At 65.0% G+C, this 15,050-nt stretch carries 18 protein-coding genes; 9 read left to right on the top strand and 9 right to left on the bottom strand.

The genetic code is table 11. The features are described from left to right. The first annotated feature begins 98 nt into the window (after nucleotides 1-98). Entirely contained in the window at nucleotides 99-881 is a 783-nt protein-coding gene (locus DFS21_RS00630) for an IclR family transcriptional regulator (RefSeq protein WP_110700625.1), read from the top strand. A 287-nt stretch (nucleotides 882-1,168) separates the two neighbouring features. On the opposite strand, the gene DFS21_RS00625 is transcribed toward DFS21_RS00630, so the two are convergent. The 4 genes from DFS21_RS00625 to DFS21_RS00610 all read right to left on the bottom strand — a co-directional run bounded on the left by DFS21_RS00625 (nucleotide 1,169) and on the right by DFS21_RS00610 (nucleotide 4,341). Continuing rightward, nucleotides 1,169-2,083 (bottom strand): SDR family oxidoreductase, encoded by a 915-nt coding sequence (locus DFS21_RS00625; RefSeq protein ID WP_110700627.1) that lies wholly within the window; start codon nucleotides 2,081-2,083, stop codon nucleotides 1,169-1,171. A gap of 116 nt (nucleotides 2,084-2,199) precedes the next feature. Beyond that, nucleotides 2,200-3,105 carry an alpha/beta fold hydrolase gene (locus DFS21_RS00620; protein ID WP_110700629.1) on the bottom strand — a complete coding sequence of 302 codons (906 nt, stop codon included), beginning with the start codon at nucleotides 3,103-3,105 and terminating at the stop codon, nucleotides 2,200-2,202. 173 nt (nucleotides 3,106-3,278) lie between these two features. Next, on the bottom strand, nucleotides 3,279-3,965 hold the full coding sequence (locus DFS21_RS00615) for an LrgB family protein (protein WP_110700630.1): 687 nt from the start codon (nucleotides 3,963-3,965) through the stop codon (nucleotides 3,279-3,281). Continuing rightward, the gene (locus DFS21_RS00610; RefSeq protein WP_110700631.1) at nucleotides 3,955-4,341 is read right to left on the bottom strand and encodes a CidA/LrgA family protein; all 387 of its coding nucleotides are present in this window, start codon (nucleotides 4,339-4,341) and stop codon (nucleotides 3,955-3,957) included. Before DFS21_RS00610 ends, DFS21_RS00615 begins: the two co-directional genes overlap by 11 nt. Before the next feature lie 102 nt (nucleotides 4,342-4,443). On the opposite strand from DFS21_RS00610, the gene DFS21_RS00605 reads away from it, so the two are divergent. Continuing rightward, nucleotides 4,444-5,331 carry a LysR family transcriptional regulator gene (locus tag DFS21_RS00605; RefSeq protein WP_110700632.1) on the top strand — a complete coding sequence of 296 codons (888 nt, stop codon included), beginning with the start codon at nucleotides 4,444-4,446 and terminating at the stop codon, nucleotides 5,329-5,331. Between the two features lie 37 nt (nucleotides 5,332-5,368). Here the strand turns inward: DFS21_RS00605 and DFS21_RS00600 are convergent, their stop codons facing one another. Further along, the gene (locus tag DFS21_RS00600) at nucleotides 5,369-5,824 is read right to left on the bottom strand and encodes a flavodoxin (RefSeq protein ID WP_110700634.1); all 456 of its coding nucleotides are present in this window, start codon (nucleotides 5,822-5,824) and stop codon (nucleotides 5,369-5,371) included. A 184-nt stretch (nucleotides 5,825-6,008) separates the two neighbouring features. Here DFS21_RS00600 and DFS21_RS00595 point away from each other — a divergent pair, with 184 nt between their 5' ends. From DFS21_RS00595 to DFS21_RS00575, 5 genes are all read left to right on the top strand, one after another. Beyond that, nucleotides 6,009-6,632 carry a hypothetical protein gene (locus DFS21_RS00595; RefSeq protein ID WP_111531685.1) on the top strand — a complete coding sequence of 208 codons (624 nt, stop codon included), beginning with the start codon at nucleotides 6,009-6,011 and terminating at the stop codon, nucleotides 6,630-6,632. 147 nt (nucleotides 6,633-6,779) lie between these two features. Then, a complete protein-coding gene (locus tag DFS21_RS00590; protein ID WP_023630531.1) occupies nucleotides 6,780-7,352 on the top strand; it encodes an antibiotic biosynthesis monooxygenase in 573 nt (190 codons plus the stop codon). Between the two features lie 76 nt (nucleotides 7,353-7,428). Next, on the top strand, nucleotides 7,429-8,121 hold the full coding sequence (folM, locus tag DFS21_RS00585) for a dihydromonapterin reductase (RefSeq protein WP_110700638.1): 693 nt from the start codon (nucleotides 7,429-7,431) through the stop codon (nucleotides 8,119-8,121). Between the two features lie 11 nt (nucleotides 8,122-8,132). Then, on the top strand, nucleotides 8,133-8,429 hold the full coding sequence (locus tag DFS21_RS00580; protein ID WP_110700640.1) for a DUF1244 domain-containing protein: 297 nt from the start codon (nucleotides 8,133-8,135) through the stop codon (nucleotides 8,427-8,429). Further along, complete coding sequence (locus DFS21_RS00575) at nucleotides 8,422-8,763, top strand: HopJ type III effector protein (protein ID WP_111531684.1); 342 nt, start codon at nucleotides 8,422-8,424, stop codon at nucleotides 8,761-8,763. Before DFS21_RS00580 ends, DFS21_RS00575 begins: the two co-directional genes overlap by 8 nt. A gap of 36 nt (nucleotides 8,764-8,799) precedes the next feature. On the opposite strand, the gene DFS21_RS00570 is transcribed toward DFS21_RS00575, so the two are convergent. The 4 genes from DFS21_RS00570 to DFS21_RS00555 all read right to left on the bottom strand — a co-directional run bounded on the left by DFS21_RS00570 (nucleotide 8,800) and on the right by DFS21_RS00555 (nucleotide 12,971). Beyond that, a complete protein-coding gene (locus DFS21_RS00570; protein WP_111531683.1) occupies nucleotides 8,800-9,708 on the bottom strand; it encodes an alpha/beta fold hydrolase in 909 nt (302 codons plus the stop codon). Between the two features lie 190 nt (nucleotides 9,709-9,898). Further along, nucleotides 9,899-10,585 (bottom strand): GNAT family N-acetyltransferase, encoded by a 687-nt coding sequence (locus DFS21_RS00565; RefSeq protein ID WP_102682540.1) that lies wholly within the window; start codon nucleotides 10,583-10,585, stop codon nucleotides 9,899-9,901. A 167-nt stretch (nucleotides 10,586-10,752) separates the two neighbouring features. Next, nucleotides 10,753-11,952, bottom strand: a complete 1,200-nt coding sequence (gene fabV, locus DFS21_RS00560; RefSeq protein WP_110700646.1) for an enoyl-ACP reductase FabV — start codon at nucleotides 11,950-11,952, stop codon at nucleotides 10,753-10,755. A 167-nt stretch (nucleotides 11,953-12,119) separates the two neighbouring features. Beyond that, a complete protein-coding gene (locus tag DFS21_RS00555) occupies nucleotides 12,120-12,971 on the bottom strand; it encodes a LysR substrate-binding domain-containing protein (protein ID WP_110700648.1) in 852 nt (283 codons plus the stop codon). Between the two features lie 134 nt (nucleotides 12,972-13,105). Here DFS21_RS00555 and DFS21_RS00550 point away from each other — a divergent pair, with 134 nt between their 5' ends. After that, nucleotides 13,106-14,155 (top strand): agmatine/peptidylarginine deiminase, encoded by a 1,050-nt coding sequence (locus DFS21_RS00550; protein WP_110700650.1) that lies wholly within the window; start codon nucleotides 13,106-13,108, stop codon nucleotides 14,153-14,155. Further along, complete coding sequence (aguB, locus tag DFS21_RS00545; RefSeq protein ID WP_111531682.1) at nucleotides 14,152-15,048, top strand: N-carbamoylputrescine amidase; 897 nt, start codon at nucleotides 14,152-14,154, stop codon at nucleotides 15,046-15,048. The genes DFS21_RS00550 and aguB overlap by 4 nt, the downstream gene beginning before the upstream one ends. Nucleotides 15,049-15,050 lie beyond the last annotated feature (2 nt).

The raw sequence follows: 15,050 nt of genomic DNA, 5'->3' as shown, positions 1-15,050 counted from the left end.
TTATCGTAATCGAATTACGACAAACGTAATTTGCTAGCCCGTAAGCGTCAAGCTATAAAGGCGCCATTCCGTTAAAAACAGAACAGACCTACACACTCATGGCCAAAGCCAACAGCAGTGCCGACAACGGCAAACAGAAGGTCCGCTCGGCGGAAGTCGGCACCGACATCCTCAAGGCCCTGGCCGAACTTTCCCCCTCCACCTCGCTGTCGCGCCTGGCCGAACATGTCGACATGCCGGCGAGCAAGGTGCACCGCTACCTGCAGGCGCTGATCGCCAGCGGCTTCGCCGAACAGGACCCGGCCACCAACCACTACGGGCTGGGGCGCGAGGCGTTGCGGGTGGGCATGGCGGCCCTGGGCAGCATCGATGTGCTGAAGGTGGCGGCGCTGCCACTGTCGCAATTGCGCGACGAGCTCAACGAAAGCTGCTTCATCGCCGTGTGGGGCAACCAGGGCGCGACCGTGGTGAGCATCGAGCCGGCGGTGCGGGCAGTGACGGTGGTAACCCAGATCGGCTCGGTGCTGCCGTTGCTCAGCTCGTCCACCGGACTGGTGTTCGCCGCGCACCTGCCCGAGCGCGAGACCGTGGAGCTACGCGACCGGGAACTGGCAGCGCTCGGCCAGACGGCGGACGACTATGCCGCCTTGCTCGAACAGATCCGCCAGCGCGGCCTGCACCATGTGCACGGTTTGCTGATGCCGGGGGTGGACGCGCTGTCCGCGCCGGTGTTCAACGCCATGGGCCAGGTCGCCGCAGTGATGACCGTGGTCGGTCCGACCTCGATCTTCCACGCCGACGAGCACGGCCCGGCCGCCCGGCGCCTGCTCGCCGCCACCCAGGCCACCAGCTGGCGAATGGGATACGGCGCGGATCAGTGAAAGGGCTTACAAAGCATTACGGACTTTTCCTGCGAGAGCAGCCTATAGTTCGCCTCGCACTTTTACTCGAAACGTAAAGGTGAATGTCATAAGCGGCTATTTTTCCCACGGGATCATGCGCTTATTCTGATCTCACTGGCCGGCACGAAGGGCTCTCCCCCCTGCTTTTCGCGCCCGCCCAGGTTCACCGACGTTGATTTTGAAGCTCCTTGATCTAACGTCTCGATTGGCCGCTGCGATTGCAGCGGCCTTTTTTATTTCTGCAAGAATCGCAAGGTCGGCGCCAATCAACCCAACGGATACTTCTGCAGGTTCGCCATCATCTGCTGCAACGCCTGCAGGCTGTCCAGCGGGTGCTGCGCGCCTTCAAAATCACCGATCCGCGCCCAACTGTCCGCCACCTGCTCGGGGGTAAACCCTTCACGCGGATCGAAGCCCACGCCCTGGCTACGCTCCCAGCGCACCTTGCCCACCCAGCCGCCACCCACCTCGAACAGTTCGCCGCTGTCCTGGCATTGCTCGCTGCCCAGATACACCACCAACGGGCTGATCAACTCGGGCTGCAGCCGCTCGAACACCTGTGGCGGGATCAGCCCCTCGGTCATGCGCGTGCCGCCAGTCGGGGCGATGGCGTTGACCAGGATGCCGTGTTTGCGGCCCTCGATGGCCAGGGTCCGGGTCAATCCGTAGAGGCCGAGCTTGGCCATGCCGTAGTTGGCCTGGCCGAAATTACCGTAGATGCCCGAAGTGGACGAAGTGAAGATCACCCGCCCCCAGTTCTGCGCCCGCAGATGCGGCCAGGCCGCGTGGGTAACCTTGTAGGCGCCTTCGACGTGCACGCGGTAGACCAGCTCCCAGTCGCTGTCTTCCATCTTGTGGAAGGTCTTGTCGCGCAGGATGCCGGCGTTGTTGACCAGCACATCGACCCGGCCGAAGGTGTCCAGGGCCTGCTCGACGATGCGCGCGCCATCGGTGACCGAGTCATGGTTGGCGACCGCCGAACCGCCCGCGGCGCGGATCTCCGCCACCACGCGGTCGGCCGCCGAAGCGTTGGCGCCTTCACCATGTGTAGACCCACCCAGGTCGTTGACCACCACGTGGGCGCCGCGCGCGGCGAACAGCAGCGCATGGGCCCGGCCCAGGCCGCCACCGGCCCCCGTGACGATCACCACTCGATCCTGCAGACGTACTGGTTCGCTCATGCTCAAGGCTCCTGGCAATGAAGGGATGCAACGCAGTCTCCGCCAGCCGCCGGGGCCGGGCAATCAAGCGCACCGTGGCGAATGCCGCTTGATAACGCCCGGCGATGATCGCCCGGTCAGGACCAGGCAACCTTCAGCGGTACATAACTCATCGGTTGTTCACGAAAGGCCAGGTAGTGGCGCAGCACCTGCACCGGTGCCTCGGTGTGCGGGTAATGGCCGATGCCCTGCAGCACCACGGTGTCCGGATCCGGGACGATTTCCCGGTAGCGCTCGACCATGTGCGCGCCGGACAAAGGATCGACCGCGCCATTGATGAAGCGCAGCGGCACGCCCGGGCGTTGCAGCGCGGCGACCCAGCGTTCGCGCTGGGCCCGGCGCTCCGGCAGGAAGCTGACCAGTTTATGCAGGATCCGTGGGCCACGGTTGGAAGCGATCAGGCTCCAGTAGTCATCCAGGGCGCTCTCGCTGGGATGGGTGCACGGGCCATAGACCTGGGTGACGTTGCGCACCAGGTCGTCGCGCCCGAACGAGCGCCCGACCAGCCAGCCCAGGCGGCTGAGCAGCAGCTTCTGGACCAGCAGCACCCGGCAGCTCTCGGGGAACAGCCCGCTGTTGAGGAACACACAACTGGCCACCTCGAGCCGCCGTTCGTGGTGCCGGGCCAGCAGCTCCTGGGCGACGCTGCCGCCGTAGTCGTGGGCCAGCAGGTGCACCGGCTGGTCGATGTGCAGGTGCGCCAGCAAGGCCTGCTGCAGGTCGGCCTGTTCGAGCAGGCTGTAGTCGTGGTCCGCAGGCTTGGCCGAATCGCCGAAGCCAAGCATGTCGCAGGCCACCACGCGAAAACGCTGGGTCAGGGGTGCCCACAGGTAGTGCCAATCCCAGCTGGCCGTGGGGAAACCGTGAAGCAATAGCAGGGGCTCTCCTTGCCCTGCCGTCCAGTAGCGGATGCTCTGGCCCCGGAAAGTGAAACCCTGGCTCCGGGTGCGCCAGACGCACAATGGAATTTCGGCCAGTGGCATCACGGTCGTCCCGGTGGATACGTGTCGGAAGAGGGCAAGGCTGCGTTCATTGCATGTCACCTCGGCACATACATGTGCTCTCTATGTCGAGGCTCAGTCTAGAAGGCTATACGAAGGTGATAAGTCGCCTTGGCAGCCAGCCTGATGACCGTGCGAGTCAGTGGCACGAACGGTCAGATCAACCTCATCAGCAACGGCGCGGCCAACAGGTTGAGCAGCCCGGTCAGAACCATGACCAGGCCGGCCACCGAGCCTTCCTCGCGCCCGACTTCCTGGGCGCGGCTGACCCCCGCGCCATGGGCGCCGACACCGAACAGAGCGCCCCGTGCCAGCGGTGTGCGCAAGGGCAGCCAACGCAGGAGAATGCCGCCGAACATCGCCCCGAGCACCCCGGTAAACATCACGAACACCGCCGTCAGCTCCGGCACGCCGCCCAGGTCCTGGGCCACGGGCATGGCGAACGGTGTGGTGATCGAGCGCGGCAGCAACGACAGGCTGACCGTATCGTCCAGCGCGAGCAGGTGCGCCAGCGCCCAGGAGCTGCCGATGGAAGCCACGCTGCCGGCGAGCATGCCGACCAGCAGCGCCGGCCAGTGCCGCGCCAGCAGTGCCCGTTGTTGCCAGATCGGCACCGCGAACGCGACGGTGACCGGGCCCAGCACGCCCATCAACCAATGCGTGTTGCGGGCGTACTCGGCGTAGGCGGTGTGCAGCGGCACGGCCACCGCCAGCAGCAAGGCCGGCACCAGGATCAGCGGCGACAGCAGGTAGCGTCCGCTGCGCCGGTACAGCCAGCGGCTGCCCAGGTAGGCGCCCAGGGTCAGGGCCAACCAGAACAGCGGCATGGGTTCAAGGCTCATGGCGCAACCTCCAACGGCACACCAGCTCGACGGTGATCGCGGTGACCACCATCACCAGCAGGGTGCTCAGCGCGATCACCAGCAGGATGCGCCAGCCCTCGCTGCGCAGCAGGCTGCCGTAGTCCAGCAGGCTCATCAGCGCTGGAATGAAGAACAGCAGCATCTCGGCCATCAGCCAGCCGGCACCCAATTGCAGCGTGGCGGGTTTGAGCAGGCCGGTGGCGAACAGTGCCAGCAGTAGCGCCAGGCCCATCACGCCACCAGGAATCGGCCAGGCGAGCCAGGCGGCCAGCTGGCCACCGATCAGGAACAGCGCCAGCAACACCGTCAGTTCGGCGAAAAGGCGTAGGGTCTTCTTCAGTAATGCAGGATTCATGGGCAAGAGTTCCTCGACAACGAGCCCATTGTAAAAGTCGGCCCCCTAGGCCAGAAGCGAATTGTTAGACTGACAGCCATTCCAAAACGGAATCCGGCATACATGGAATTCAAACAGCTGCGCAGTTTCATCGAAGTCGTCCACAAAGGCGGCTTCACCCAGGCGGCGAGCACCCTGCACGTCAGCCAGTCGGCGGTGAGCAAGCAGGTCGCCCAGCTGGAACAGGACATCGGCCAACCGCTGTTGGAACGCCAAGGCTCACAGCTGCTGCTGACTGCCGCCGGGCGCATCGTTCTGGAACGCGGCGAGGCGCTGTTGCGCCAACGCCAGGAACTGCTGAGCGAACTGGACGACCTCAGCCAGATGGCCCGCGGCGAATTGCGCCTGGGCCTGCCGCTGCTGGGCAGTGATGCACTGTTCGCTGGGTTGTTCGCCGAGTATCGACGGCGCCATCCGAATATTTCGATCCAACTGCTCGAAGGTGGCAGCCGCATGGTCGAGCAGGCCGTCAAGAGTGGCGAGTTGGAGTTGGGCGGTAGCCTCACCCCGAGCGACCCGGCGTTCGACTACCAGCCGTTCTGCAATGAACCACTGGAAGCCTTGCTGCCCGCCGACCACCCGCTGGCCGGGCAGGTCGACGTTGCCCTGGCACAGCTGGCCGACACGCCGTTTCTGCTGTACCAGCGCAGCTTCGTGCTCAACGATCGATTGCTCAGCGCCTGCCAGCAGGAAGGCTTCACGCCCAAGGAGGGTGGGCGTAGCGGCCAGGCAGACTTTCTTGCCGCGTTGGTGGCGGCCGGGCAAGGCGTGGTGCTGCTGCCGGCGATCGTCGCACGGGCGCTGGAACGGCCCGGAGTGGTGCGCTTGCCGTTGCGGGCGCCGGATTACCTGAGGTGGGATATCGCCTTCATCTGGCGGCGCGGTGCGTATCTGTCACGGGCGGCGCAGGCGTGGCTGGCATTGTTGCGTGAAGACTCAGCCATGCATTGAGACGACCGGCCCTATCGCGTGGCCGGTCCAGGCAAAATCAGCCTTTCAGCACAGCCGCAAATTCCGCCAGCCACGGCTCGGCATCGGTCTCCGGTGTCACGGTCTCACTGGCATCGAGTCGCAGCATCGGCAGCGCTTCGTTCACCCCCAGCTCGGCGAACAGCTCGCGCATCTGCTCGCCACCACCGCAGTAGGTGTCGCCGTAGCTCGAATCGCCCAGGCCGATCACCGCTCCCGGCAGGCCGCGCCAGGCCGCCGGCAGCACGTCGCGGATCGCGCTGTACAGCGGCATCAAGCTGTCGGGCAGCTCGCCCATGCCGGTGGTCGAGGTCACCGCCAGCAACGCGTCGGGGCCAAAGCCCTCAATGTCCTGCAGGGTGGCGCGTGCCGCGTGCCAGGCTTCAAGGCCGGCGGCCTTGAGCAGCGACTCGGCGTGGCGGGCGACTTCGTCGGCGGTGCCGTACACCGAACCGGAAATAATGGCGACTTTCATCGGGTGAGGATTCCGAAACTGAGTGAAAACGTAGGATACTAGCATTCGACAGTGGCAAAAGGCCGCCTCCGGCTAAAGTCACAGGCTTCAGGATTTTCCGACGAATGACCGGAACGAAGCGGATTGACCACTGTCCACCGCCGTGAAGAAATCGCCGTTACCGATCGCCCCTTCGAGTCAGACCATGCAAGCAGACGCCCTACTCTCCCAGGACGAACTGGATTTCATCCAGGACATGCAGCATTCGCCCCAACTGAACCTGGCCGACCCCATGTCGAGCCTGCTGGTCAATGGCGACCGTCGTCTCAAGGACCTGCTCACCCGCCTGGTGGCCAATGAGCAGGTGACGCTGCAGGCCAGCTTCAACAACCAGCAGCTGAGTTTTCCCCTGCAACTGGTCGAGGATGAATTCCACGCCCTGCACCTGCAACTCGGCTCGCCGGACATCTACGAGGATGGCCCCAGGCTGCGGCCATGGCGCCTTTCGCTGCAGCAGCCGACCGCGCTGCTGGACGATCACGGCCAGGCCAGCGACCTGTGGGTACGCGACATTTCCTTCAAGGGTGTGCTGCTGGAAGTGCGCGGTGGGGCTGAAGCCCCTGCACAATTCAACCTGCGCTTCGCCGCCGAGGACATCCCGCCGATCGGCCTGCACGGCGCCCTGCGCCGGCGCATCGGCCCGCGCCTCGCCGCCTACGACCTGACCCACACGCCGGCCGAAGAGATCGAGCGCCTGCGCGAGTACATCCTCCAGGCCCACCGCAAGGCTCACCCCGAACTGCACGCCCAGGCTCCCTTCACCGCCTGAAGACCGTCCAGCCCCTGAAACTGACTGGTCATGATTGATCGGCGATAATCCGTGCCCGATTCTTGCAAGTCCGCCTGCGCCGCCCATCACCCCGGGCCGCAAGCCAGGGGCCGGCTACCCGCCAGCCCCGTCGTCAGGAGATACACGATGTCTACCCCACCCGTCACCTTGATGGTGTCGCGCCGCGCCGCCTGCGGCCGCTACCAGGACCTGCTGGCCTGGCTGCACGAAGGCGAGCAGTTGGCCACCGACTTTCCCGGCTACCTGGGTTCGGGCATCCTTGCCCCGCCGAGCGAGGGCGACGAATTCCAGATCATTTTCCGCTTCGCCAGCGAACAGACCATGCACGCCTGGGAGCATTCCGCTTCGCGCAGGGCCTGGCTGGAGCGCGGCAACGGCCTGTTCGAGCGCCCCAAAGAGAGGCGCGTGAGCGGTATCGACGACTGGTTCGGCACCAATACAGTGCAAAAACCACCACGCTGGAAGCAGGCAACGGCCATCTGGCTGGCGTTCTTTCCGGTTTCGCTACTGTTCAACCTGCTGTTCGGCCACTGGCTGGCGCCACTCGACCTGCTGCCTCGAGTGCTGCTCAGTACCCTGGCTCTGACGCCATTGATGGTGTACCTGTTCATCCCCCTGTCCACCCGGCTGCTGGCCGGCTGGCTCAACGCCACGCCACGCGCCGCCACCGAACGTTCCCAGGGGCTGCGCAGCCGCTGAGGCACGGGCTCGCAAGGCCGCGCAGTTCGGGTATGCTGGGGCATCACGCACGGACAGACGAACAGACCGCCCGAACATGAACAGCCCAATCCTCATCACCGGCGCCAGCCAGCGCGTCGGCCTGGCCCTGGCCATGGAGCTAGCCCAGGCCGGCCATACGGTGGTCAGCGCCAGCCGCACCTTGCAGGGGCAGGCTGCCCACCCGAACATCCGGCAGTTCCAGGCCGACCTGACCCGCAGCGAAGACCGCCAAGCCCTGATCGAGTACCTGCAACGTGATTACGATGGCCTGCGTGCGATCATCCATAACGCCTCGCTATGGCTCGACGATAGCCTGGACAACCTCGACACCATGTTCCGCCTGCACGTCGAGGCGCCCTACCACCTCAACCTCGCCCTCGGCGAGCTGCTGAACAAGGTGGACAAGGCCGACATCATCCACATCTGCGACGAGACCTCCTCACGCGGCAGCAAGAGCCACATCGGCTATGCCGCGACCAAGGCCGCGCTGCAGAACATGGTGCTGTCGTTCGCCGAAAAGTACGCGCCCAAGGTGCGAGTCAACGGTATCCTGCCCGGTCTGTTGATCCTCAAGGAAGGCGGCGACGAACAGTACCGCCAGCAGACCCTGAAAAAGGCCCTGCTCGAATTCGAACCCGGCGCCCGCCCACTGATCGACGCCGTGCTGTTCCTGCTGCAAAGCCAGTACAGCACCGGCAGCCAGGTGGTCATCAACGGTGGCCGCCATCTGAAGAACCGCATGACCTGAAGAGATCGCCCATGACCCCGCAACAACAGCTCGAACTCGAAGCCGCCGCGTTCCGGCGCCTGGTCGACCACCTGCAAAAACGTACCGACGTGCAGAACATCGACCTGATGAACCTTTCCGGCTTCTGCCGCAACTGCCTGTCCAAGTGGCTCAAGGCCGCCGCCGATGATCGCCAGATCGCGCTGAGCCTGGACGATGCCCGTGAGCAGGTGTACGGCATGCCCTATGCCGATTGGAAAGCCCAATACCAGAACGAAGCCAGCGCCGAGCAGAAAGCGGCGTTCGAACAAGGAAAACCGCGTGACTGACCTGAATACCCTGCGCAGCAGCCTCGCCAGCGGCGAACACGTTTTTGCCGACACCCTGGCCTTCATCGCCGCGAACTACAGCTACCAGCCCCAGGCCTTCGACAATGGCGACGTGCACAACGCCGCCGGGCAGAACGAAGGTTCGTGCAAGACCCTGGGCCTGGCGCTGCTCGAAGGGTTGAGCGACCAGGAGGCACTGCTGGCCTTCGGTGAGCACTACCGTGGCGTGGTCGCCACGCCCGAGGGCAGTGACCATGGCAATATCCGTGCGCTGATCAAGCATGGGCTGGCCGGGGTGAAGTTCACCGCCCAGCCACTTGCACGCCTGGCCTGATAGCAGATGGGGCCGCTGTGCGGCCCCAACCGGACATCAACTGATGAGCCGGCCTGGTGTTCCAGCCTTAAGGCGCCCCTTCTGCAACCACTCCAGCGCAATCGGCCACAGACTTTCACGAAACCGATCGTGAAAGAACGCGAAGTGCCCGATCTCCCCGACCGAGATATCCACAGGCGCCACCCGCAGATGCCGCCGCTCGCCCGTTTGCAGGTACCCCAACAATCGTTCAGTGGCCGCCACCGTGCCGAACGGATCGTCAGTCAGGCTGATGGCCAGGGTCGCCGCCTGTACCTGGGCAAATGGCGTCGCCGACAGTAGACGCCCACTGGGCCGCTGCTCGTAACGCGGCGTGCGGGCAACCCAATCGCGCACCACACCGGCCGGGGTATCCTCCAGCCAGCCCAGGCGCTTGCCGGGGAAATAGCCGAACATCCGGGTCAACAGCGGCATCACCACGTGCCATTTGCCGAACAGCTGCCAACGCTGCTCCGGCGCATAGTCGCGCCAGTAGGCGAACTGCGCGCCCACCAGCAGCGCATGGCGCACCTGCCCCGCCGACGGCGCCAGCCCGAGCGCCCAGCCGCCGAAGCTGTGGCCGACCACATGCATCGGCTGGCCCGGATGCTCGGCGGCGGCCAGCTGCAACATCGCTTCGAAGTCCAGCCGGCCCCAATCGCTCCAGGACGCCTGGAAACCGCGCAGCGTGGCCGGGCGCGACTCGCCGATGCCGCGATAATCGTAGGTGAGCACGTCAAAGCCCTGGGCGAACAGGTAGTCGGCGAAACGCGAGTAGTAGCGGCAACGCACCGAGGTGGCGGCGTTGATGATCACCAGTGGACGCAGGGGGTCGGGTTCGGCGTGACGCCAGCGAAATCCGCCGAGGCCATAGCCGTCGGCGGCGACATGACGAAAGGCACAGGCGGGTTGGGTAAGGCTGCTCATGGCGCGCTCCCTGCGGCGTCGCGCCATGCTGACGGACGGGCTGTTGTCGTGCGCCAACGCTAGCAAAAAAATGCCCGAACAGCTCAAGTTCCTTGTAGGAGCGGCTTCAGCCGCGATCACCAGCGAAGCTGGTGCCATACACCACGTTGGCTTCATCGCGGCTGAAGCCGCTCCTACAGGTCCTGTGCCCTCAGGTAGTGGGCAGCGCCCGCGCCACGCCCGGCTTGCGCAGCACCGCCAGGCGCGAGCCGTGGTAGCGGGTTTCGCGGAACAGCTTCCAGCGACCGAACAGGCCGTACACATGCATCACCCGGCCCTGCTCGTGGTACCCCATGCGCAGGTGCAGTTTCATTGCTGGCACGTTGTGGGTCTCCACTACGTCCACCACCTTGTGGCAGCCCTTCTCGCGCATGGTGTTCCACAGCTCGACCTGGGCCGTCACCGACAACTCGCTGCCAAAGTACGGCCGGGTCATCTCGCCGCCGAACTCGAAGAACTCGCCGGGTTTCACCGGGAAGGTGCAACCGTAGTAATGCTTGTCGTGGTAATCCACCACGCTGGCCCAGATGAATGCCACGGCATCGCCCTGCTCATCCAGGTACATGTGCCCGGTATGGCCCTCGGCGGCCAGCTCGCGCATGGTCTCGACACGGTCGCCGAAATGCCGGGCGAAGGCATCGGCATTGGCCGTGGTGATCTGCACAAGGGTGACCGGCGCATGCGCCTTGAGGCTGTGCGGCGGCACAGGGCTGATCAGGTCGCGCTCCATCCACAGCAGTTCCCAGTGGAAGAACACGTAGCGCTCGAAAAAAGTCTTGAAGGTGCGCTTGAGGCCCTTCCGGCGGATGCGTTCTTGTAGTTTTTGCAGTACGCCCATTGCTCCCTCCTCGGCGCCAGCGAAATTGCCAGGCCAATAGCTGGGGTATAGATCAGGCGGAGGGTGGCCATGGCAAAGGGCCAGCGAGGGATTTGTTTCAGAATATTAACAAGTCGTCGGCGGGAACCGCGCAACCGCCATCAACGGCTGCGCGGTCAAGGACTTGCTTACAGCTCGATGCAGTCGAACCGTACGTCGGTGGCTACGTCTTCGTCGTAGTTGACGTCAGCGCGCTCGAAGCCGAACAGGTTGAGGAACTGTTTCTTGTAACCGGCGTAGTCGGTCAGCTCGAACAGGTTCTCGGTGGTCACCTTCGGCCACATGGCACGGCAGGCGTCCTGCACATCATCACGCAGCTCCCAGTCGTCCAGACGCAGACGGCCTTCGTCGTCCAGTGCAGCCGGCGCACCGTCCGCACGGTACATGCGGTCACGGAACATGCGGTCCAGCTGGTGCTGGGTACCTTCGTGGATACCCTTCTCCTGCATGATCTTGAAGACCATCGACAGGTACAGCGGCATCACCGGGATGGCCGAGCTGGCCTGGGTAACCACCGACTTCAGCACCGCGACGTTGGCGCTGCCACCGACTTTTTTGCCCAGGCGCTGGGCGGTTTCGTCCAGGTCCTGCTTGGCCTTGCCCAGCGCGCCGTCCCAGTAGATGGGCCAGGTGATATCGGAGCCGATGTAGCTGAAGGCCACGGTACGGGCCTGTGGCGCCAGAACACCGGCGGCATTCAGGGCGTCGATCCACAGTTCCCAGTCCTGGCCCCCCATCACGGTGACGGTATCGGCGATTTCCTGCTCGGTGGCCGGCTCGATGCTGGCCTCGATGATGGTGTCCTTGTTGGTGTCGATGGCGGTCGACTTGTACGGCTGGCCGATCGGCTTCAGGGCAGAGCGGATCACTTCACCGGTCTGCGGCAGCTTGCGCACCGGCGAGGCCAGGGAGTAGATGACCAGGTCGACCTGGCCGCCCATTTCGTTCTTGATCAGCTCGATGACCTTGGCGCGGGCTTCGTCGGAGAAGGCGTCACCGTTGATCGACTTGCTGTACAGGCCTTCGGCCTTGGCGAACTTGTCGAAGGCGGCGGCGTTGTACCAGCCGGCGGTACCGGCCTTGGTCTCGGTGCCCGGCTTTTCGAAGAACACGCCCAGGGTGTCGGCCTTGAAACCGAACGCCGCGGTGATGCGGGCGGCCAGGCCGTAGCCGCTGGAGGCACCGATCACCAGGACTTTCTTCGGACCATCCTCGCGCACGCCCAGCTTGCGGGTGGCTTCGATCTGGTCACGGACGTTGAGCTCGCAGCCCTTGGGGTGAGTCGTGGTGCAGATGAAACCGCGAACCTTGGGATGAATGATGGCCAATGTCTGTACCTCGTCAGGTTTAGGCTGGGGCAGCGCCCGCCAGTGGGGCGTTGCCAATTGATCTAGAGGGTGAGACTACCCTCGTGGGATATCCGACACATATTACGAGTTGATCGGATCGATGCAAAACACCAACTGCCCCGCGATGGGGCCGGCAAAGGCACCCACTACGCCTGTGCCAGCGCCGCCTTCAACCACCCCAGGAACCGCCGCGCCAACGGATCCTCCTGGCTTTCCCAATGCACCAGGCAGCTCCACACCGGCCCGCGCACGCGCTGTACCGACAAGGGCCGCAACCGCCCCTCGCCCACCATCCGCCGCGCCAGCAACTGACTGACCAGGGCGATCCCCAGCCCCTCGCCCGCCGCCTCCAGCAGCAACCCTGGGTCGGAGAAGTTCAGCCCCTTGCCTTGCTGCCCCACGTCCTCACCACCCTCCAATTGCCAATGGCTCCAGTCCATCTCCCGCTCGCCATGCAGGGTGGTCCGCCCCTGCTCGGGAAGGTCCGGATGGCACGCCGGATACAGCTGGTCCTGGTGCAGCACGCTGAAGCTGCATTCGGCCTGGGCGCCGATATCGTCGCGGATCGCCAGGTCGATGGTTTCGCTGGCCATGTCCGGCACCTCGAAGCTGGTGAACAGCCACAGGTCCACTTCCGGGCAGCGCTGGTGGAAGTCCGCAAGGCGCGGTAACAGCCAGTGGCGGGCGAACGCCGGGGTGGTGTTGACCACCAGTTGGTTGGGCTTGCGGTACTGGTCCAGCCGGCGGATGCCCACCGCCAGTTGCTGCAACAGCGCCTGGGTGGTGCTGAGCAGGTCGTGCCCGGCATCGGTCAGGCTGACGCTGCGGCCACTGCGGTGGAACAGCGGCTGCTCCAGGTAGCTTTCCAGGCTACGGATCTGCTGGCTGATTGCCGACTGGGTGAGGTTCAGGGCTTCGGCGGCCTTGTGGAAGCTGCCCAGGCGGGCGGCGGCTTCGAAGCCGCGCAGGGCGTTTAGCGGGGGCCAATGCTTGAGCATACTGATAAGCCTGACTGATCAGAAATACGCTAAATCTATCGTTTGTCGCCCCGGATTCCCAGCCATAACATGGACGACAACACCCGCGACGGCGGGCTTCGTTGATAACAATCCCTAATAGATCGGAGTTCACTATGACCCTGTCCCTCGACAGCGGCTGGCGCATGCCCGCCGAATGGGCCCGCCACGCCGCCACCTGGATGATCTGGCCGCACAATCAACCGCTGTGGGAGTCGGGCTGGGGCGTGACCCTGGCCGACGTGCAGCGCGACTACGCCCGGGTGGCCGCCGCCATCGCCCGCTTCGAGCCGGTGAAAATGGTGGTCGATCCGTCGGCCATGACCATCGCCCGCGAACTGTGCGGCGCTGGTATCGAGCTGGTCGAGCTGGCCGTGGACGACAGTTGGTGCCGCGACAGCGGCCCGACCTTCCTGACCCACCCGCAACAGGGCGTGGCGGGCTTGAGCTGGCGCTTCAACGCCTGGGGCGGCAAATCCGAGCACGGCAAGGACCGCAGCCTGGCCCGGCGCATCCTCGACCACCTCGGCCTGGAAGGCCTGAGCACCCCGCTGTGCAACGAAGGCGGCGCCATCCATGTCGACGGCGAAGGCACCCTGATCACCACCGAATCGGTGCTGCTCAACCCCAATCGCAACCCGGGCCTGAGCAAGACGGATTTCGAGGATTGCTTCGCCCGCCTGTTGGGCATCCGCAAGACCATCTGGCTGCCGGGCGACCCGCAGTATGTGACCGGCGACATGACTGACGGCCATGTCGATGGCGTGTGCGCCTTCGCCCGCCCCGGTGTGCTACTGGTGGATGCCACCCACGACCAGGGCTCGGTGTATGCCGAAGTGGCCCGCGAGAACCGCCGCGCGCTGGAACTGGCCACGGATGCCCAGGGCCGTTCGTTCGAACTGCTCGACCTGTTCGAGGCCACGGCGGCCGTGGACAGCGAAGCCGAGGTGTTCTGCGCCTCGTACACCAACTTCTACCTGGCCAACGGCGCGGTGATCATGCCGGCCTATGGCATCGACGCCGACCAGGCGGCCGCGCAGCAACTGGCCCAGGCCTTCCCCGGTCGCGAAGTGGTACCGGTGCGCATCGACCATATCGCCCACGGCGGTGGCGGCATTCATTGCATCACCCAGCAGCAGCCGGCCTGGCAGGGAGCGCGCTCATGAGCACGCTGCGCATCGCCACCACGCAAATGGCCTGCAGCTGGGACCTGCCGGCCAACCTCGAGCGCGCCGAGCAACTGGTGCGCCAGGCCGCTGCCCAGGGTGCCCAGGTGATCCTGTTGCAGGAGCTGTTCGCCACCCCGTACTTCTGCATCGAGCAGTGCCACAGCCACCAGGCCCTGGCCCAGGACTACCACGACAGCCCGCTGCTCAAGCGCTTCGCCGCGCTGGCCAAGGAACTGGGCGTGGTCCTGCCGCTCAGCTGGTATGAACGGGCCGGCAACGCCTTCTTCAACTCGCTGACCGTGGCCGATGCCGACGGGCGCCTGCTGGGTGTGTACCGCAAGACCCACATCCCCAACGCCATTGGCTACCAGGAAAAGGAATACTTCAGCCCCGGCGACACCGGTTTCAAGGTCTGGGACACCGCCTTCGGTCGCCTGGGCATCGGCATCTGCTGGGACCAGTGGTTCCCCGAGACCGCCCGCTGCCTGGCGCTGATGGGCGCCGAAGTGCTGCTGTTCCCCACTGCCATCGGCTCGGAGCCTGGCGCCGCCGAACTGGATTCACGCGACCATTGGCAGATGGCCATGCGTGGCCATGCTGCCGCCAACCTGCTGCCGGTGGTGGCCGCCAACCGCGTCGGCCATGAAGTGGCGCGCAGCGACGACAGCCTGAGCATGCGCTTCTACGGCTCGTCGTTCATCTGCGACCACAAGGGCGCCCTGCTCGCCGAAGCCGATCGCGACAGCAGCGGCGTCTGGCTGCACGACCTGGACCTGGCGCGCATGCGCGAAGACCGCCTGAGCTGGGGCATCTACCGCGACCGCCGCCCCGCCATGTATGCGCCGCTGCTGACCCTTGACGGCCGAACCCCACAGACTGCGAGGGCCTGAAC

It is taken from the genome of Pseudomonas sp. 2848, from assembly GCF_003253945.1.
Classification (GTDB): domain Bacteria; phylum Pseudomonadota; class Gammaproteobacteria; order Pseudomonadales; family Pseudomonadaceae; genus Aquipseudomonas.
This window is presented reverse-complemented; position numbering and strand designations above follow the sequence as displayed.

Excerpts from the sequence above, each read along its gene's own strand:
- DFS21_RS00630 (WP_110700625.1), top strand. The coding sequence starts at position 99 with ATGGCCAAAGCCAACAGCAGTGCCGACAACGGCAAACAGAAGGTCCGC.
- DFS21_RS00625 (WP_110700627.1), bottom strand. The coding sequence starts at position 2,083 with ATGAGCGAACCAGTACGTCTGCAGGATCGAGTGGTGATCGTCACGGGG.
- DFS21_RS00620 (WP_110700629.1), bottom strand. The coding sequence starts at position 3,105 with ATGCCACTGGCCGAAATTCCATTGTGCGTCTGGCGCACCCGGAGCCAG.
- DFS21_RS00615 (WP_110700630.1), bottom strand. The coding sequence starts at position 3,965 with ATGAGCCTTGAACCCATGCCGCTGTTCTGGTTGGCCCTGACCCTGGGC.
- DFS21_RS00610 (WP_110700631.1), bottom strand. The coding sequence starts at position 4,341 with ATGAATCCTGCATTACTGAAGAAGACCCTACGCCTTTTCGCCGAACTG.
- DFS21_RS00605 (WP_110700632.1), top strand. The coding sequence starts at position 4,444 with ATGGAATTCAAACAGCTGCGCAGTTTCATCGAAGTCGTCCACAAAGGC.
- DFS21_RS00600 (WP_110700634.1), bottom strand. The coding sequence starts at position 5,824 with ATGAAAGTCGCCATTATTTCCGGTTCGGTGTACGGCACCGCCGACGAA.
- DFS21_RS00595 (WP_111531685.1), top strand. The coding sequence starts at position 6,009 with ATGCAAGCAGACGCCCTACTCTCCCAGGACGAACTGGATTTCATCCAG.
- DFS21_RS00590 (WP_023630531.1), top strand. The coding sequence starts at position 6,780 with ATGTCTACCCCACCCGTCACCTTGATGGTGTCGCGCCGCGCCGCCTGC.
- folM (WP_110700638.1), top strand. The coding sequence starts at position 7,429 with ATGAACAGCCCAATCCTCATCACCGGCGCCAGCCAGCGCGTCGGCCTG.
- DFS21_RS00580 (WP_110700640.1), top strand. The coding sequence starts at position 8,133 with ATGACCCCGCAACAACAGCTCGAACTCGAAGCCGCCGCGTTCCGGCGC.
- DFS21_RS00570 (WP_111531683.1), bottom strand. The coding sequence starts at position 9,708 with ATGAGCAGCCTTACCCAACCCGCCTGTGCCTTTCGTCATGTCGCCGCC.
- DFS21_RS00565 (WP_102682540.1), bottom strand. The coding sequence starts at position 10,585 with ATGGGCGTACTGCAAAAACTACAAGAACGCATCCGCCGGAAGGGCCTC.
- DFS21_RS00555 (WP_110700648.1), bottom strand. The coding sequence starts at position 12,971 with ATGCTCAAGCATTGGCCCCCGCTAAACGCCCTGCGCGGCTTCGAAGCC.
- DFS21_RS00550 (WP_110700650.1), top strand. The coding sequence starts at position 13,106 with ATGACCCTGTCCCTCGACAGCGGCTGGCGCATGCCCGCCGAATGGGCC.
- aguB (WP_111531682.1), top strand. The coding sequence starts at position 14,152 with ATGAGCACGCTGCGCATCGCCACCACGCAAATGGCCTGCAGCTGGGAC.